At 45.0% G+C, this 16,820-nt stretch carries 16 protein-coding genes; 12 read left to right on the forward strand and 4 right to left on the reverse strand.

All coding sequences use genetic code 11. The features are described from left to right. The first annotated feature begins 20 nt into the window (after positions 1 to 20). A complete protein-coding gene (gene sppA / locus AC3RV5_RS12640) occupies positions 21 to 1,883 on the forward strand; it encodes a signal peptide peptidase SppA (protein WP_489732151.1) in 1,863 nt (620 codons plus the stop codon). A gap of 51 nt (positions 1,884 to 1,934) precedes the next feature. Then, positions 1,935 to 2,444: a SprT family zinc-dependent metalloprotease gene (locus AC3RV5_RS12645; RefSeq protein WP_489732152.1), complete on the forward strand. Its 510-nt coding sequence runs from the start codon at positions 1,935 to 1,937 to the stop codon at positions 2,442 to 2,444. On the opposite strand, the gene yfbV is transcribed toward AC3RV5_RS12645, so the two are convergent. Beyond that, on the reverse strand, positions 2,441 to 2,887 hold the full coding sequence (yfbV, locus tag AC3RV5_RS12650; protein ID WP_489728007.1) for a terminus macrodomain insulation protein YfbV: 447 nt from the start codon (positions 2,885 to 2,887) through the stop codon (positions 2,441 to 2,443). The two genes, AC3RV5_RS12645 and yfbV, sit on opposite strands and share 4 nt — an antisense overlap. Before the next feature lie 263 nt (positions 2,888 to 3,150). Between yfbV and trxB the strand changes: the two genes are divergently transcribed. The 4 genes from trxB to infA all read left to right on the forward strand — a co-directional run bounded on the left by trxB (position 3,151) and on the right by infA (position 5,849). Continuing rightward, positions 3,151 to 4,104, forward strand: a complete 954-nt coding sequence (gene trxB, locus AC3RV5_RS12655) for a thioredoxin-disulfide reductase (RefSeq protein WP_489728008.1) — start codon at positions 3,151 to 3,153, stop codon at positions 4,102 to 4,104. Positions 4,105 to 4,151: 47 nt separating this feature from the next. Beyond that, positions 4,152 to 4,859 carry a leucyl/phenylalanyl-tRNA--protein transferase gene (gene aat / locus AC3RV5_RS12660; protein ID WP_489728009.1) on the forward strand — a complete coding sequence of 236 codons (708 nt, stop codon included), beginning with the start codon at positions 4,152 to 4,154 and terminating at the stop codon, positions 4,857 to 4,859. Further along, complete coding sequence (locus AC3RV5_RS12665) at positions 4,856 to 5,551, forward strand: arginyltransferase (protein WP_489728010.1); 696 nt, start codon at positions 4,856 to 4,858, stop codon at positions 5,549 to 5,551. Before aat ends, AC3RV5_RS12665 begins: the two co-directional genes overlap by 4 nt. A gap of 79 nt (positions 5,552 to 5,630) precedes the next feature. Further along, a complete protein-coding gene (gene infA / locus AC3RV5_RS12670) occupies positions 5,631 to 5,849 on the forward strand; it encodes a translation initiation factor IF-1 (RefSeq protein WP_006990869.1) in 219 nt (72 codons plus the stop codon). 104 nt (positions 5,850 to 5,953) lie between these two features. On the opposite strand, the gene clpA is transcribed toward infA, so the two are convergent. Together clpA and clpS are read right to left on the reverse strand one after the other, a co-directional pair. Further along, on the reverse strand, positions 5,954 to 8,221 hold the full coding sequence (gene clpA, locus AC3RV5_RS12675) for an ATP-dependent Clp protease ATP-binding subunit ClpA (protein ID WP_489728011.1): 2,268 nt from the start codon (positions 8,219 to 8,221) through the stop codon (positions 5,954 to 5,956). Between the two features lie 20 nt (positions 8,222 to 8,241). Next, entirely contained in the window at positions 8,242 to 8,562 is a 321-nt protein-coding gene (gene clpS, locus AC3RV5_RS12680; protein WP_489728012.1) for an ATP-dependent Clp protease adapter ClpS, read from the reverse strand. 200 nt (positions 8,563 to 8,762) lie between these two features. On the opposite strand from clpS, the gene cspD reads away from it, so the two are divergent. Beyond that, the gene (cspD, locus tag AC3RV5_RS12685) at positions 8,763 to 8,981 is read left to right on the forward strand and encodes a cold shock domain-containing protein CspD (protein WP_489728013.1); all 219 of its coding nucleotides are present in this window, start codon (positions 8,763 to 8,765) and stop codon (positions 8,979 to 8,981) included. Positions 8,982 to 9,042: 61 nt separating this feature from the next. Here the strand turns inward: cspD and AC3RV5_RS12690 are convergent, their stop codons facing one another. After that, entirely contained in the window at positions 9,043 to 11,274 is a 2,232-nt protein-coding gene (locus AC3RV5_RS12690; RefSeq protein ID WP_489728014.1) for an NADP-dependent isocitrate dehydrogenase, read from the reverse strand. 229 nt (positions 11,275 to 11,503) lie between these two features. Between AC3RV5_RS12690 and AC3RV5_RS12695 the strand changes: the two genes are divergently transcribed. The 5 genes from AC3RV5_RS12695 to AC3RV5_RS12715 all read left to right on the forward strand — a co-directional run bounded on the left by AC3RV5_RS12695 (position 11,504) and on the right by AC3RV5_RS12715 (position 16,755). Next, entirely contained in the window at positions 11,504 to 12,079 is a 576-nt protein-coding gene (locus AC3RV5_RS12695; protein ID WP_489728015.1) for a pseudouridine synthase, read from the forward strand. Between the two features lie 186 nt (positions 12,080 to 12,265). Beyond that, positions 12,266 to 13,399 carry a tRNA 2-thiouridine(34) synthase MnmA gene (mnmA, locus tag AC3RV5_RS12700; RefSeq protein WP_489728016.1) on the forward strand — a complete coding sequence of 378 codons (1,134 nt, stop codon included), beginning with the start codon at positions 12,266 to 12,268 and terminating at the stop codon, positions 13,397 to 13,399. Position 13,400: 1 nt separating this feature from the next. Further along, positions 13,401 to 14,048, forward strand: coding sequence for a high frequency lysogenization protein HflD (gene hflD / locus AC3RV5_RS12705; protein WP_489732153.1), 648 nt, complete (start codon positions 13,401 to 13,403; stop codon positions 14,046 to 14,048). Positions 14,049 to 14,061: 13 nt separating this feature from the next. Next, entirely contained in the window at positions 14,062 to 15,429 is a 1,368-nt protein-coding gene (purB, locus tag AC3RV5_RS12710; protein WP_489728017.1) for an adenylosuccinate lyase, read from the forward strand. A 102-nt stretch (positions 15,430 to 15,531) separates the two neighbouring features. Further along, positions 15,532 to 16,755 carry an adenylate/guanylate cyclase domain-containing protein gene (locus tag AC3RV5_RS12715; RefSeq protein ID WP_489728018.1) on the forward strand — a complete coding sequence of 408 codons (1,224 nt, stop codon included), beginning with the start codon at positions 15,532 to 15,534 and terminating at the stop codon, positions 16,753 to 16,755. Positions 16,756 to 16,820: the final 65 nt, after the last annotated feature.

A 16,820-nucleotide genomic window follows, 5' to 3' on the forward strand; every position in this document is an offset into this window, starting at 1 on the left:
ATGTAGTGAATAAATATTCTATGTCATCTGAAAAAAGTTGGACCAAGTCGCTGTTTACAGGCTTGTGGTCAATACTCAATTTTAGCCGTAAGTTATTCTTTAACATTATATTTTTGGTTATTGTTATAGCTTTTATCTCCGTTTTATTACGGGACAATGGCAGCGTTACCGTTCCCCAGGACTCGGCACTGGTACTAGCGTTAAAGGGTGATATCGTCATCCAGAAACAATCCGTTGATCCTTTTGCAGAATTTATGCAACAGGCATTTGAGCAAACTGATGATGAACCTGAGGTTTTACTGCAGGATATTTTATTGGCCATAGATAACGCCAAACAAGATCAAAGAATTAAGGCCTTGGTGCTGGATTTGCATGAACTCAATTCAGCAGGATTAGACAAGTTAGAACAAATTGCCCAGGCAATAGAAAGTTTTCGTCAAAGCGAAAAACCTGTATACGCAATAGGCGATTATTACACCCAAAATCAGTATTACATTGCCAGTCATGCGGATCATATTTATATGAACCCTATGGGTTGGATGTTGTTTGAGGGTTACGGCCGTTTTGGTATGTATTATAAATCGGCGCTGGATAAGATTAAGGCCACCACCCATGTCTTTAAAGTGGGCACCTATAAGTCTGCAGTAGAACCCATTTTACGGGATGATATGTCTGAACAGGCCAAAGAGGCCAACCGCGCCTGGTTAAATGCCATGTGGACCCAGTACAAAAATGATGTGGCGCACGCTCGTCATATGTCGCCTATGAATTTTGATGAGAAAGTTGAAGAATTCATGCATAAATTCGAACAGGCAAATGGTGACTTTGCCCGTTACGCATTGGATAACGGCTGGGTAGACTCGCTAAAAACCCGTGAACAAAGCTTACAAGAACTTATCAGCGTAGTCGGTGTTGATGAAGACTCCGAACGGGGTTACAACAACATTAGCTTTAAAGATTATCTGCATATCATCAACCCGGTTTTACCAAATATCCCTACCGATATGGATAGAGTTGGCATAGTTGTGGCCAAAGGCACCATTTTAAACGGGGTGCAAAAACCCGGTACAGTGGGTGGTGACAGTACTGCCGCCCTGCTACGCAAAGCCCGCTTGGATGAGACGATCAAGTCAGTGGTGTTGTACGTGGATTCTCCTGGTGGCAGTGCATTTGCTTCAGAAATTATCCGTCAAGAAGTGGAAAATCTAAAAGCCGCTGGTAAACCAGTAGTTGCCTTAATGGGAACTTACGCAGCTTCTGGTGGCTACTGGATATCCGCAAGCGCTGACCAAATCTGGGCCGCGCCCAGCACTATCACTGGCTCCATCGGCATTTTCGGCATGTTTTTGACCTTCGAAAACACCCTGGATTATTTAGGAGTCCACACAGATGGCGTAGGCACCACAGATTTTGCAGGCATGGGTATTACCCGTGGCATCGATCCAAAAATGGGCCAAATATTGCAGCGCGGTATAGAGCATGGCTACGACCAATTTATTACCTTGGTAGCAAACGAGCGCAACATGAGCAAGGAACAAGTGGATAATATCGCCCAAGGCCGAGTATGGATAGGTGAGAAAGCCCAGGAACTAGGCTTAGTGGATGAACTAGGTTATTTTGATAATGCGGTAAAGGCTGCGGCCGATTTAGCCCATCTTGAACGCTACGACGTAAAATACGTTGAACGTACCTTGAGCAGTTCCGAGTTATTTTGGAAAGGTATTTTTGGTCAAGCCTCGGTCCTGTTGGCCAAATCGCAATTCGCCCAAAGCGATAGCCGCTTGCTGGGATTAGTGAAAAAGCTGACGGCTGATTTTGAAGACTTTGCCAAGTTAAATGATCCCCGTGGTGTTTACGCGTTTTGTATCGCCTGTGAAATTTAACGTGTTAATAATCCGACTCGCAGCAATTTGCTGCGGGTCAATTTGCTTGCCATTTTAAGATTGTCACTTCCTCCCCCCCCAATTTGTCAGCTACAGTTCGCCATAAGGCAGCAGGTTGAGCAATGTTTCATCAAAGCCGAAATCGCTCTGCAACGACAATTTGTCCGCCCTAACCTGTATTTTACCCAGCGAGGTAAAATAGCCGGCTGTGCGCGCCTGCAAAGCAATGAGTTGAAGTTCAACCCCGTGTTGCTCGGCGATAATCTGCAAACGTTTTTAGCTGAGGTGGTGCCTCATGAGATTTGCCACTTGTTGGCTTTTCAGTTATACGGCAAAGTAAAACCCCATGGTCAGCAATGGAAAGCCTTGATGTCGAGCCTGTTTAATTTGCCCGGTTGCGCTTATCACGCTATGGATGTATCAAAGGTCAGGGGGAAAACCTTTGCCTATCAATGCCCCTGCGGACCGGTTGAGTTGAGTATCAGGCGGCATAATAAAGTTATTCGTCAACAGCAGTGTTATATTTGCCGAAACTGCCAACAGCCGTTACACAGAGGCTAAAACCACTGTTTGGTCAAAACTTTATCCAGTTCGTCAAATGCGGTTTTCAGCAATCTGGCTAATTCTTTGTATTTGGGTCGGAATTTAGGACTCTTTAAAGCGCAGCCTTGTAGCTGCATTTTATGATGAATGTCCTGATACCAGCTATTGGTGGAAGGAGGCAGAAATTGATTAGCTCGATGGCCTAACCACAGCACCCCCTGTGCTGGAATGGTCAGAAAAAACATTCCCATTGCGATGGCTTGAGGCAAGTGTTCAACACCCAGAAAACTGACTGAAGTGGCTACGGTCAATACCGCTAAAGGTGGCATAGTTTTTATCGACAGCCTAGTGGCTGACACGATCCGACATTCCGGAAACAGTGCATACAGTTCTTTCTTAACTGGCCAGGTTTGCAGATATTCCTGACCGTCTTTAAACAGCGCTGAAAGTGTCTGTGCCATGGTTTACCTTATACTGTCGACATCAATATCTGTAGTCTACCCGTTTAGCGTGGGGATCGCCAAAACCTTAGGTTATATTAAATCACTTTAGTCACGCAAAACTGCCTAAGCAAATAATTGGTTCTCAGATAGACGAATTAGTTTCAGCCAGCGGATTGAAAGTTTGTCCCCCGGCCGCATTAATAGAGCTAATCCTGTTGATCTACTTTACCTGGTTGGCGCTATTGCATAGAATCGCCGACAAATTTATTTTGGAGATATTCATGTCTGAAACGAGACACGTACGATTACTTATTCTAGGTTCAGGCCCTGCAGGCTATTCAGCGGCTGTGTATGCCGCCAGAGCCAACCTTAACCCGGTACTTTTAACGGGTATTCAGCAAGGCGGTCAACTGACCACCACTACTGAAGTGGAAAACTGGCCAGGGGATCCCGAGGGGTTGACCGGACCAGACTTAATGTTGCGCATGCAAAAACATGCCGAAAAATTTGATACTGAAATTATTTTTGATCATATCAATAATACTGACTTATCCAAGCGCCCCTTTACCTTAACTGGCGACCAGGGCACTTATACCTGCGATGCCCTAATTATTGCAACAGGTGCGTCTGCAAAATATTTAGGCATGGAATCCGAAACAGCTTTTATGGGTAAGGGTGTCTCAGCCTGTGCCACCTGTGATGGATTTTTCTATCGTAATCAAAAGGTTGCAGTAGTAGGTGGTGGCAATACCGCAGTAGAAGAAGCCCTTTACTTAGCCAATATCGCCTCAGAAGTACATGTTATTCACAGACGTGATTCGTTCAGGAGCGAGAAAATATTGTCACAACGCTTATTAGACAAAGCACAAAATGGCAATGTCACTCTACATTTAAACAGCACCCTGGACGAAGTCCTGGGCGACCAAATGGGCGTCACGGGGATCCGTATTAAATCCACTGAGTCTGAAACAACCACAGATTTGGGTTTGATGGGGGTATTTATTGCCATTGGACATCAACCCAATACGGGTATTTTTGCCGGGGAATTGGAGATGAAAGACGGTTACATTAAAGTCAATAGCGGCACAGCAGGCAACGCTACCCAAACCAGTGTGGAAGGCGTGTTTGCTGCAGGTGATGTGAGTGATCATGTCTACCGCCAAGCGATCACTTCTGCCGGGACAGGCTGTATGGCTGCATTGGATGCAGAAAAATATCTAGACGGTTTAGTTTAATCGAACAGGCCCCGCTTGGGGCCTTTTTATCCAACATAAGCGAGCCAATGATAGAGCTTTATCAACTAGACCATTCCCTCAGGTTTCCTGCGCCCGCAACCGCCCTATCCGATCCACCTGGTCTACTGGCATTTGGTGGAGATTTATCCGTTGAAAGGCTTAAATTCGCTTACCAAAATGGAGTTTTCCCCTGGTATAGTGAAGGTGAACCCATTTTGTGGTGGTCACCGGATCCCAGGGGCATTTTGCCTTTGGAGCACTTCAAGGTCTCTAGAAGTCTAGCGAAATTTATTCGTAAAACGCCGTTTAGGGTGACCTTGAATCAGGATTTTGCTCAGGTAATTGATGCCTGTGCGCATGCGTCCAGGCAAGATAGCGGTACCTGGATCAGTAAAGCTATGATCAGCGCCTATCAACGCCTGCACAAAGCCGGATATGCACAATCGGTTGAAGTGTGGGATGGGCCTGACTTAGTTGGTGGCTTGTATGGGGTAACGGTTGGCACGCTTTTTTGCGGTGAATCTATGTTTCATCACTCAACAAATGCCTCGAAACTTGCTATGTTTTATCTAGTGCAACATCTACGGACACAGGACTGTGAGTTTATTGATTGTCAATTACAAAATCCGCATCTTGCCAGCCTGGGTTGCATTGAAATACCCCGTGAAGAGTTTTTAGTCATGTTGAACAAAGCTATCAGTTCTGAACTGGATAAAACCCTTTGGCAATCAGTTGAGTTAACCAAAATCACATGAAATTTGGCATAACCCAGGCGTTTAGTTGTAGTTATCTTCCTGAGCAACAGGAGAAGCTGTTGGTCTACGCTAAGGATAAGCAGCCTGGCCCTTACTACGAAACGCTGTTAGGAGTCGGGTTCAGACGCAGCGGCGAGCAGATTTACCGTCCCCACTGTGATCATTGCCAAGCCTGTCAGTCGCTCCGTGTACCTGTTAGCCTATTTAAGCCCTCGAAAAGTCAGAAAAGGCTGTTGAGCCGCAATAACGATATAAAGGTGCTAGTGAGTGAGGTTAACAAACCCGGTTATTACTCACTGTATGAACAATACATCAATCAACGCCATGAAGATGGTAGTATGTATCCTGCAAGCGAAAAACAATATGCCAGTTTTTTGAGTTGTAACTGGATTGCCCCTTTATTCATCGAGTTTTTTCTAGCTGACAGACTGATTGCAGTTGCCGTCACGGATCAACTTAAAGACTCCTTGTCTGCGCTGTATACATTTTTTGCACCGGATCAACAGGCGCGTTCTCTGGGTACTTTTGCCGTGCTGCAGCAAATAGCCATTGCGGTGCAATTGAACAAGACATATCTGTACCTGGGATACCAGATCGACGACTGTCAGAAAATGAACTATAAACGTAACTTTTTGCCCCATGAGCGGTTTTTTCAGCATAAATGGCAGCTAATTACAAAAAAAGAGCAGTAAAGCTTTACAGCGCCGTGCTTATTGGGCAGAATCTGCGCGGCATTTTTGAGACTTATTATTACAGAGGTAACAGAGCTACATGGCGAAAGAAGATTGTATTGAAATGGAAGGTACTGTGTTGGATACCCTTCCAAATACCATGTTTCGTGTCGAATTAGAAAACGGTCACGTTGTTACTGCGCATATTTCAGGCAAGATGCGTAAGAACTATATCCGCATCCTAACAGGCGACAAGGTCACCTGTGAAATGACGCCTTATGATTTGAGTAAAGGCCGCATTATTTACCGCGCGCGCTAATATTTACCCTTAAAAAAAGCCCGGTGTTAACAGCACCGGGCTTTTTTTAGTGGGCGAAATAAACTAACAGACTCTTTCCCTAAGGGCCTGTAGTGAAATACAAGTTAAGCTTCTGATTTTTCTTGCTTGAGTGCCTTGAAGGTGAATACCAGTTTTGCATCTTTTAAGGAAATTTTTACACTGCCCCCCTGACTTAACTCACCAAATAACAGTTCGCTGGCTAGCTCCTTCTTCACCTGCTGCTGAATGACCCGAGCCATGGGCCTTGCCCCCATATCGCGATCATAACCCTGCTCAGCCAACCACAGACGCGCTTGATTGGTCACTTCCAGCGACACACCTTTATTATCAAGCTGTACTTGTAGCTCGACAATAAATTTATCCACCACCTGCAAGATCACGTCTTGGTTCAGATGATTAAACCACACGATGGCATCCAGGCGGTTACGAAACTCCGGCGTGAAAACCTTGTTAATGACCGACATAGCGTCATGGGTATGATCCTGCTGTTTGAAACCAATAGATTTACGAATGGTTTCCTGCACACCTGCGTTGGTGGTCATAACTAATACCACATTGCGAAAATCTACTTTACGACCATTATTGTCGGTCAAGGTACCGTGATCCATTACCTGCAACAGAATATTGAAGATATCGGAGTGGGCCTTCTCAATCTCATCCAGCAGTACCACAGAATAGGGATTTTTAATCACGGCATCAGTCAACAAACCTCCTTGATCAAAACCCACGTAGCCCGGTGGTGCACCAATAAGACGGCTTACTGCGTGACGCTCCATATATTCAGACATATCGAATCGTACCAGCTCCACCCCCATAATTTTGGCCAGTTGCTGGGTGATTTCGGTTTTACCCACTCCTGTGGGCCCCGCAAACAGAAAATTCCCTATAGGTTTGGTTTCTGCGCCCAGACCTGAACGGGACAACCTGATGGCATCGGTCAAGGTATCAATTGCTTCATTCTGGCCAAACACTACCAGTTTCAAGTCCCGGTCGAGATTTCGTAAGGCTTCTTTGTCGCTCGACGATACGGATTTTTCAGGGATCCGCGCAATTTTGGCGATGATATGTTCAATATCGGTTACCCCTATGGTTTTTTTGCGTTTTGACGGTGGTAACAACCGTTGGCTCGCCCCAGCCTCATCCATGACATCAATCGCTTTATCAGGTAAGTGACGCTCATTAATATATTTGGCAGACAACTCCGCTGCGGCGCGAATAGCTTTATGGGTAAAGCGCACGCTGTGGTGTTGTTCATAACGGGATTTGAGGCCCATTAATATCTTGGTTGTATCGTTAACTGTGGGCTCAACCACATCAATTTTTTGAAAGCGCCGCGCCAAAGCCCGGTCTTTCTCAAATATCCCTTGATACTCCTGATAAGTTGTCGAACCAATACAACGCAGCTCGCCACTGCTTAGTTTAGGTTTAAGCAGGTTGGAGGCATCCATGACACCACCTGAGGCAGCACCGGCCCCTATGATAGTATGGATTTCATCAATAAATAAAATAGCCTCGGGGTCTTTAGTCAGCTCTTTGAGAATACCCTTGAGGCGTTTTTCGAAGTCACCTCGGTATTTAGTACCCGCCAGCAAGGTGCCCATATCCAGGGAATAAACCACGGCATTGGCAATAACTTCTGGTACATCCTTGTTAACGATACGGTACGCCAACCCCTCAGCAATAGCGGTTTTTCCTACTCCAGCCTCACCCACCAACAAAGGATTGTTTTTGCGGCGCCGACACAAGATCTGAATACTGCGCTCCACTTCCATATCTCGACCAATCAGGGGATCAATCTTGCCTTCTTTGGCCAGGACATTGAGATTGGATGAATATTGGTCAAGCATGGATGCGCCCGCCTCCGGCTCAGTCCCTTCCTCTTCAATATCCGATGAATGTTCGCTAGATTCGTCGCTTTTGGACACGCCGTGGGAAATATAATTCACTACGTCCAGGCGCGTGACATCGGCTTTTTTCAATATATACACGGCTTGGGATTCTTGCTCACTGAAAATCGCTACCAACACATTGGCCCCGGTGACTTCGTCTTTACCTGAAGACTGAACATGGAATACGGCGCGTTGCAGGACCCGTTGAAAGCCCAAGGTCGGCTGGGTTTCCCGTTCATTATTGACATCATCAAGCAATAAAGGGGTAGTATCTTTAACAAAGTCGGTCAATTCACTCTTAATTGACTCGACATTCGCCCCACAGGCTTCCAGAGCCTCTGTGGCAGCACTATTATCGAGCAAGGCTAGTAGCAGATGCTCAACCGTCATAAACTCGTGCCTGTGCTCTCTGGCAAAGATAAACGCTTCGTTCAACGTTTGTTCTAAATCTTTATTTAACATTTTAAGACCCTCTTACTGCGTTAAACCTGTTCCATAGAACACATCAACGGGTGTTGATGCTTCTTGGCATACTGTGTAACTTGCAAAACTTTGGTTTCTGCGATCTCTGCAGTATATATGCCACAAACGGCTCTGCCTCGATAATGCACAGTTAACATAATCTGATTGGCTTTTTCTGAGTCTAGGTTGAAAAAACGGAGCAATACCTCAATCACAAAATCCATTGGGGTGTAATCATCGTTATTCAGCAAAACTTTGTACATAGGCGGTGGTGCCAACTTTTGCTTGACCGCTTCAAGCTGTTTCTCACGATCGATATTTATAGTGTTATCTTTGCTCATAATAAAAAGAATAGTGCCCTTAGTGCAAATTTTGCAGATTTATTACTATTTAACAAAAAGTCAAATTAGCCTTGACAAAAACAGGTTAAAAAATCTACATTTTCAGTAGCGATATTGTTTTTTTAGCAATTCGCCAAGCTCCATGTTTTATTGTGGGGACAAAAATGCGTCAGTTCAAGGGATTAAAAGGAAGCAGAAGTATGGCAGTCGGCAAAGTTAAGTGGTTCAACAATGCAAAGGGGTTCGGTTTTATTGTTCCGGAAGATGGTGGCGAGGATATTTTCGCTCATTATTCTACCATTCAAATGGAGGGCTATCGCTCTCTTAAGGCCGGACAAGAGGTTAAGTACGACGTTCAGCAGGGGCCTAAAGGCTTGCATGCCGAGAACATCGATTTTAACGGAGAACCCGAAAGATAGTATTCGTGCATAAAAAAAAGCAGACCCAAGGGTCTGCTTTTTTATTTCTTAGAACAAATATTTATTTAAAATCTTTTAATATTGTGTTCAAAGTTTCACTTGGACACATCGCCTTAGTGATTAACGTTTCATCGGGATAGTAATAACCCCCAATATTTTCAGGCGCTCCTTGCGTTGCATCAATCTCTTGCATAATTTTCCCTTCGTTTTCTTGCAAAAGTTTATGCAGCGATTTGAACTTGGCCGCCAATTCTGCATTGTCAGATTGAATTGCCAAAGCTTCTGACCAATACAATGCCAGGTAGAAGTGGCTACCACGGTTATCTAATTGACCGGCCTTACGCTGGGGAGATTTACCTTCATTGAGTAGTTTTTCTGTCGCCAGATCAAGCGTACTGGCCAACACTTTTGCTTTTGCATTATCATTTTTGAGCGCCAAATCTTCCAGCGATACCGTCAGGGCCAGAAACTCCCCTAATGAATCCCAGCGTAAATGGCCTTCTTCAACAAATTGCTGAACATGTTTGGGAGCTGAGCCGCCCGCGCCAGTTTCAAACAACCCGCCGCCCGCCATAAGTGGCACTATTGACAACATCTTGGCACTGGTACCTAGCTCTAAAATTGGAAATAAATCCGTCAAATAGTCACGCAATACGTTGCCGGTGACAGAAATAGTATCCAAACCCCTGATAGCCCGTTCCATTGAGTAACGGATCGCTCGGACCGGTGCCATAATTTGGATATCCAGACCTTGGGTATCGTGATCTTTTAAATAGGTTGTTACCTTGGCAATCAATTGTGCATCGTGAGCACGCTCGTCGTCCAACCAGAAGATAGTGGGGATGCCTGATTGGCGGGCACGGTTAACAGCCAGTTTCACCCAATCTTGTATAGGTTCATCTTTAACTTGGCACATACGCCAAATATCACCGTCTTCTACTTTGTGCTCAACTAAAACATTCTCATTTTGATCAATGATGCATACCGTTCCATCTCCGACCATTTCAAAGGTTTTATCATGAGAGCCGTATTCTTCGGCTTTTTGCGCCATCAAACCAACATTTGATACCGATCCCATAGTAGTAGGATCGAATGCCCCGTGAGTTTTGCAGAAATTGATCATTTCTTGATAAATAGTCGCGTAGGTGCTTTCCGGAATAACCGCTTTGGTATCATGCTGTTTGCCATCCGGCCCCCACATTTGTCCAGAAGCGCGGATCATCGCGGGCATGGATGCATCTACAATTACATCACTGGGTACATGCAAATTGGAGATCCCTTTGTCTGAATTGACCATGGCGATCAATGGACGGTCGGCATAACAGGCATTGATATCCGCCTGGATCTCCGCGCGTTGGGACTCGGGTAAACTGGCAATTTTGTCGTATACACTGCCTAAACCATTGTTGGCATCAACACCTAGTTCTGCAAATAAGTCGGCATATTTTTCAAACAACTCTTTGTAAAATACTTTGACACAATGGCCGAACACTATGGGGTGCGAAACCTTCATCATGGTCGCTTTAACATGCAAGGAAAACAGCACACCGGTTTTTTTGGCGTCTTCAATTTGCGTTTCGAAAAACTGACACAAGGCTTTTTTACTCATAAACATACCGTCGATAACTTCGCCGGCGAGCAAGTCAACTCGGGGTTTAAGAACCTTTACTTGGCCATCTGTACCGATAAATTCAATGCGTACGTGGCCCGCTTTTTCCACAGTCACAGATTTTTCACCTGAGTAAAAATCCCCTCCACGCATGTGCGCTACATGAGTACGTGAAGCCTGGCTCCACTGCCCCATGGAATGAGGATTTTTGCGGGCATAGTTTTTGACGGCTTTTGGGGCTCGGCGATCAGAGTTGCCTTCACGTAATACCGGGTTGACGGCACTACCCAATATCTTGCTGTAGCGCGCTTCAAGCTCAATTTCTTCGTCGTTAGCGGGATCTTCAGGATAAGCTGGCACCTTAAAACTCTTAGCATTTAATTCTTTAATCGCTGCTTTAAGCTGCGGTTTGGACGCACTAACGTTAGGCAACTTGATGATATTGGTCTGCGGATCCTGGGTAAGCGCACCAAGTTCGGCCAGGGCATCAGGCACTTTTTGCTCTTCTGTCAGGTAATCGGGAAAACTGGCAAGAATACGGGCAGCCAGAGAAATATCACTAAGTTCGATTTCGATGTTGGCAGGAAAAGTGAACGACTTGATGATAGGTAATAGTGAATATGTGGCTAACGCTGGGGCTTCATCCGTTTTCGTGTAGATAATCTTTGACTTCTGAGTTGTCATTATATGCCTCAAATGTTGCGGTAGTGAGCTACCGGATTAGTGTAGACTGGTAATAATAAAAGATAAAAATATCCTTAACACCTGTCGTATATGTAATTATTTAGACCTAAACTGTTAGGATCCTGAATTTAGCTAAAGGTTATTTTGGATAATTTGCTGCAAGATAATAAACAATTCATCGCAGAGTGCAAAACAACTCAGCAGATTTATGCATAATAAGTAGTAACAAATGACTATTAAGACCGCTAACAAATCCTCAACGCCTTCGCGCAGTACAAAAATCGTACTATTTAATAAACCGTTCAATGTGCTCACTCAGTTTACCGATGCCACAGGACGGCAAACGCTCAAAGATTATATCCCTATTTCCGAAGTATATGCAGCTGGCAGGCTGGATCGTGATAGTGAAGGACTATTAATTCTGACCAATGACGGAAAATTACAAAGTAAGTTGACCGATCCCCAAAATAAAACCACAAAAACCTACTGGGTTCAGGTCGAAGGGATACCGCAGGAAGATAAGCTCGCCCAATTGCGCGCCGGGGTCGAATTAAAAGACGGTATGACCCGTCCGGCAAAAATAAGTGTAATGCCTGAACCTGCCATATGGGCACGCAGCCCGCCGGTTCGCTTTCGCCAGTCTATTCCCACAAGTTGGTTGTCCATTACCATCACTGAAGGCAAAAATCGTCAGGTCAGACGCATGACGGCACATATCGGCTACCCGACCTTGCGCCTCATTCGCTACCGTATCGGTAATTGGTCTATAGATGGTATTGACAACGGCCATTATATTGAAGTGTGATATACCCTACATCCTTGAAACTGCTTGTTTGTTGGCTAAACTCATTCGCTGCCGCCATGCAATTCCAATGATTTGGGGTATACACATAAATATGATGTGCTTTTTAGATCTAGAATCAAGGTGATTTAAGCCAGCTAATTTGCTAGTATTCGCCTCCATTTTTCCAGACTCTATATAAAGTTAATCATGTTAAATACCCTGTCACAATGCGCCATCGAAAATTCCGACAATAAACACAAAAAAGTTATAGTTGGCATGTCAGGTGGCGTGGATTCATCAGTCTCGGCTTACTTGTTACTGCAACAAGGTTATCAAGTAGAGGGCCTGTTTATGAAAAACTGGGAAGAAGATGATAACGATGAATACTGCGCCGCAGCGGAAGATTTAAAAGATGCCCAGGCTGTAGCGGACAAACTGGGAATTGAATTACACACCATAAATTTTGCAGCAGAGTACTGGGATAATGTATTTGAATACTTTCTGGCTGAATATAAATCCGGACGCACCCCTAACCCGGATATCATGTGTAATAAAGAAATTAAATTCAAAGCCTTTCTGGAATTTGCGGCTCAAGAATTGGCGGCGGATTATATTGCTACCGGGCATTATGTGCGGCGACAAAAACATGACGGCCAATGGCAGATGTTGCGCGGTTTAGATGATAATAAAGATCAAAGCTATTTTCTCTATACCCTAGGTGAAGAGCATGTAGCCCAAACCTTATTCCCTATCGGTGACATAGAAAAACCAAAAGTGCGGGAAATTGCCCAGCAACAAGGGTTGATCACCCATGATAAAAAAGACAGCACCGGTATTTGTTTTATTGGTGAGCGCAAATTCACTGACTTTTTATCCCAATATTTACCTGCACAACCAGGCATTATCGAAACTGCCGAAGGACAGGAAATCGGTCAGCACCAGGGGCTGATGTATCATACCTTAGGTCAACGTAAAGGTTTGCTGATTGGCGGCATGAAGGAGTTTGGTGAAGAGCCCTGGTATGTTGTAGACAAAGACATGCAACGTAATGTACTGATAGTCGGCCAAGGTGCAGATCACCCTCGCCTGTATTCCACTGGGCTAGTGGCAAACCAGTTACATTGGGTGGATAGAAAAGGGCCAACCAGCCCCATACGATGCACGGTTAAAACTCGCTATCGCCAACAAGACATCGACTGCACATTGACGCCATCAGCAGATGGCTCAGTCGAAGTCGTATTCGACACCCCACAAAAAGCCGTTACACCCGGGCAATCAGCGGTATTTTATGCCCAGGACATTTGCCTTGGTGGCGGAATAATTGAGAGTTATATTCGATAAGATGCAAAATACATTAACCACCAGAGAAATTGAAAAAAACATTGCCCTGGCGGGTGTCTGTCAGGCCGCTATGTTAGTCAAACAAGTATCCAAACAAGGCCAATGTGATGAGCTGGCATTTAAGGCCAGTATAGCCAGTATCACTATTACTGAACCGGAAAATACGGAACAAGTATTTGGTCAACTGAACCATGTAAAGCTTGGTTTTACGACATTGCACAATCAGCTTGGTAACGGTTCAAGCGACAAAGATACCGAGATCACCCGTTATATAGCGAACTTGCTGAGCATTGAACGTAAGCTCAGTAAAAACCCTAAACGGATGACTGAATTGGGTGATCGTATCAATAACATCAAACGCCAACAAATGCATCTGGACTTATTTGACAGTCAAATGCTGGCTAACTTAGCTAGCATTTACAGCGATGTGATAAGCCCCATGACCACTAAAATTCAGGTGTCCGGAGATCCAGCGTTGCTAAAAATAGGTGAGAATCAACACAAGGTTCGCGCATTATTATTGGCCGGCGTGCGAGCGGCAGTATTATGGCGTCAGCTGGGCGGTAAGCGTCGGCACATTCTGTTTAACAGACAACGCATAGTGACATGTGCAGAACAAGCATTAGCGCAAATAAACCAATCAAGTTAGGAGCAATCACTTCATGCAGCTATCCGCATTAACCGCCGTGTCCCCAATAGATGGACGATACGCCGCTAAAACCACTGAACTTCGGACTATCTTTAGTGAGTTTGGGCTACTTAAGTATCGCGTTCAAGTTGAGGTACGCTGGTTACAAAAATTAGCCGCCACCCCACAGATTGAACAGGTACCGACATTCAGTGAGGCAGCCAATGCGCTGTTAGATTCCATAGTCGCTTCTTTTGATGAAAAAGGTGCCCAACGCATTAAAGAAATTGAACGTACCACTAACCACGATGTAAAAGCGGTGGAGTACTTCTTAAAAGAACAGGTCGCAAATAATGCGGAATTGCACAGCGTCAATGAATTTATTCATTTTGCCTGTACCTCAGAAGATATCAACAACCTGTCTCATGGGCTAATGTTGCAGGAGGCCCGTGAACAAATATTGCTACCTTATTGTGACCAGCTGATCGGTGAATTAAAACGTTTGGCTAAAGAATACAAAAATATGCCAATGATGGCCCGCACTCACGGACAACCAGCTTCTCCCACCACCATGGGCAAAGAAATGGCAAACGTAATGCAGCGCTTGGCGCGCCAGCGTCAGCAAATTGCCGCCGTGGATATACTAGGTAAGGCCAACGGCGCCGTAGGGAACTATAATGCCCATTTGTCAGCCTATCCGGATGTAGACTGGCATCAATTTTCCGGGGAATTTGTGAGCAGTTTAGGCATTACTTTTAATCCGTTTACCACCCAGATTGAGCCTCATGATTATATTGCTGAGTTGTTTGATGCTATTGCCCGTTTCAACACGGTATTACTGGATTTTAACCGGGATATGTGGGGCTATATTGCCCTGGGTCATTTCAAACAAAAAACCGTAGCCGGAGAGATTGGCTCGTCTACCATGCCTCACAAAGTCAATCCCATCGACTTTGAAAACTCTGAAGGTAACCTGGGCCTAGCCAACGCCATGTTTGCTCATTTAGCCAGCAAGCTACCCGTTTCTCGCTGGCAACGGGATCTCACCGACTCAACGGTGTTACGCAACTTAGGGGTGGGCGTCGGCTATGCAGTCATAGCTTATCAATCGTCACTAAAAGGGATCAGCAAGCTACAGGTCAACGAACAAAGTTTGCTCGACGAATTGGATAATAATTGGGAGCTGCTGGCAGAGCCAGTGCAAACCGTCATGCGTCGCTACGGTATCGAAAAACCTTATGAAAAGCTCAAAGAGCTAACCCGTGGCAAAAAAATCAATCAGCAAATTATTGCAACCTTTATCGATGGTCTGGATTTACCCGAGAGTGCCAAAGTTCAGCTCAAGTCACTCACGCCAGCCAATTATATTGGCCGTGCCATAACCTTCGTCGAACAACTCTAGGCCACTCTCATTTAAAGCGCAGAGTCGTCGTCTCTGCGCTTTAATATCCTCATTTTTCTCCTATACTTTATCCCTCCTGCTCGCTAGCTAAACGGATTTATTATGCTAAGCCGAATGTTGCACGCCTGGATCTGGTGCGGAATATCCCCCTCGTTAATCGAAAATATTAATCCGGTACGTATCTGTAACATTATTGCCTTACTGGTTATTTTCGTGCTCATGTTGCAAATTCCCATGGCCAGCTATTACTGGCAACAAGGCGGTAACCTCAAAGTGACCTTGTTACTGGGTCACATGCTGTTCTTATTCGCCATACCTTTACTCAATCAGGCCCAATTTCCACGCTTGGCAAAGCTCGCATTAGTCTTGGTATTTACCAGCTATATTTCTTGGTCCTGCGTTTTATGGCAAGCCAATATCCAGACTCAGTATTTTTTGCTATTAGCGGTATTTGTCTGCCCGTTTTTATTCGAGCCCCAAGACCGTCTGGTCATGTGGTGTTGCATCGTTTTAGATGTCAGTATCTTTACGTTTGTGGAATGTTATTATTTGCTGATTATCAATAGTCAGAACTTGTCTGAATACCATCAGGTTGTGGGTTTTTCCAGCAGTTTTTTCTTGGCTTTTTCTTGCACCCTAACCAGTTACCACGTAGGACGGAATGTTAACCGCAACCATCACAAGTTACTCTATGCCAGGCAGCGTTCAGAACAGTTGCTGCTCAATATACTGCCCCTGCCTATAGCTAACAGATTGAAAAACCATGAACGGCGGATCGCCGATCATTACGAGCAGGTATCAGTCTGTTTTGTGGATTTAGAAAATTTCACCCAGATATCCAAACAACTTAGTCCCCATGCATTGGTGGCGATATTAGATGATATTTTTTTACAATTTGATGGAATTACTCAAAAAAATGGCCTGGAAAAGATCAAAACGATGGGGGATGGCTACATGGCTGCAGCGGGTGTGCCCAGTGCCAATCCTATCCATGCCCTGCAATGCTGTACTTGCGCCTTGGCCTTCAAACAAGTTTTCCCTGCCTTACAAAAAAAGCATAAACTCCTAAATGGCATTCGCATCGGTATAGGTACCGGTGAGGTCGTAGCCGGCGTAATTGGTCAAAGCAAGTTCTGTTACGATCTATGGGGAGAAGCGGTAACCCTGGCATCCCGCATGGAAAGTCACGGCCAGGAAGGCAAAATTCAGGTCACCCAATTTACTTATGAAATGGCGAAACATAAGTATAACTTCGCCCCCCGAGGTAGAATTGCGGTCAAAGGCATAGGCGCAGTGGAAACCTATTGGTTGTTGGGCAGTAAATAACGGGATGTCATCCCGTTACACGTCTTAACCTATATCCTGCGACTGAAGAGCATCGATTGACAACG

Source organism: Paraglaciecola sp. IT1134 (assembly GCF_058068185.1).

Coding starts and splice junctions, on each gene's coding strand:
- sppA (WP_489732151.1), top strand. CDS start 21: ATGTCATCTGAAAAAAGTTGGACCAAGTCGCTGTTTACAGGCTTGTGG.
- yfbV (WP_489728007.1), bottom strand. CDS start 2,887: ATGGCACAGACACTTTCAGCGCTGTTTAAAGACGGTCAGGAATATCTG.
- trxB (WP_489728008.1), top strand. CDS start 3,151: ATGTCTGAAACGAGACACGTACGATTACTTATTCTAGGTTCAGGCCCT.
- aat (WP_489728009.1), top strand. CDS start 4,152: ATGATAGAGCTTTATCAACTAGACCATTCCCTCAGGTTTCCTGCGCCC.
- AC3RV5_RS12665 (WP_489728010.1), top strand. CDS start 4,856: ATGAAATTTGGCATAACCCAGGCGTTTAGTTGTAGTTATCTTCCTGAG.
- infA (WP_006990869.1), top strand. CDS start 5,631: ATGGCGAAAGAAGATTGTATTGAAATGGAAGGTACTGTGTTGGATACC.
- clpA (WP_489728011.1), bottom strand. CDS start 8,221: ATGTTAAATAAAGATTTAGAACAAACGTTGAACGAAGCGTTTATCTTT.
- clpS (WP_489728012.1), bottom strand. CDS start 8,562: ATGAGCAAAGATAACACTATAAATATCGATCGTGAGAAACAGCTTGAA.
- cspD (WP_489728013.1), top strand. CDS start 8,763: ATGGCAGTCGGCAAAGTTAAGTGGTTCAACAATGCAAAGGGGTTCGGT.
- AC3RV5_RS12690 (WP_489728014.1), bottom strand. CDS start 11,274: ATGACAACTCAGAAGTCAAAGATTATCTACACGAAAACGGATGAAGCC.
- AC3RV5_RS12695 (WP_489728015.1), top strand. CDS start 11,504: ATGACTATTAAGACCGCTAACAAATCCTCAACGCCTTCGCGCAGTACA.
- mnmA (WP_489728016.1), top strand. CDS start 12,266: ATGTTAAATACCCTGTCACAATGCGCCATCGAAAATTCCGACAATAAA.
- hflD (WP_489732153.1), top strand. CDS start 13,401: ATGCAAAATACATTAACCACCAGAGAAATTGAAAAAAACATTGCCCTG.
- purB (WP_489728017.1), top strand. CDS start 14,062: ATGCAGCTATCCGCATTAACCGCCGTGTCCCCAATAGATGGACGATAC.
- AC3RV5_RS12715 (WP_489728018.1), top strand. CDS start 15,532: ATGCTAAGCCGAATGTTGCACGCCTGGATCTGGTGCGGAATATCCCCC.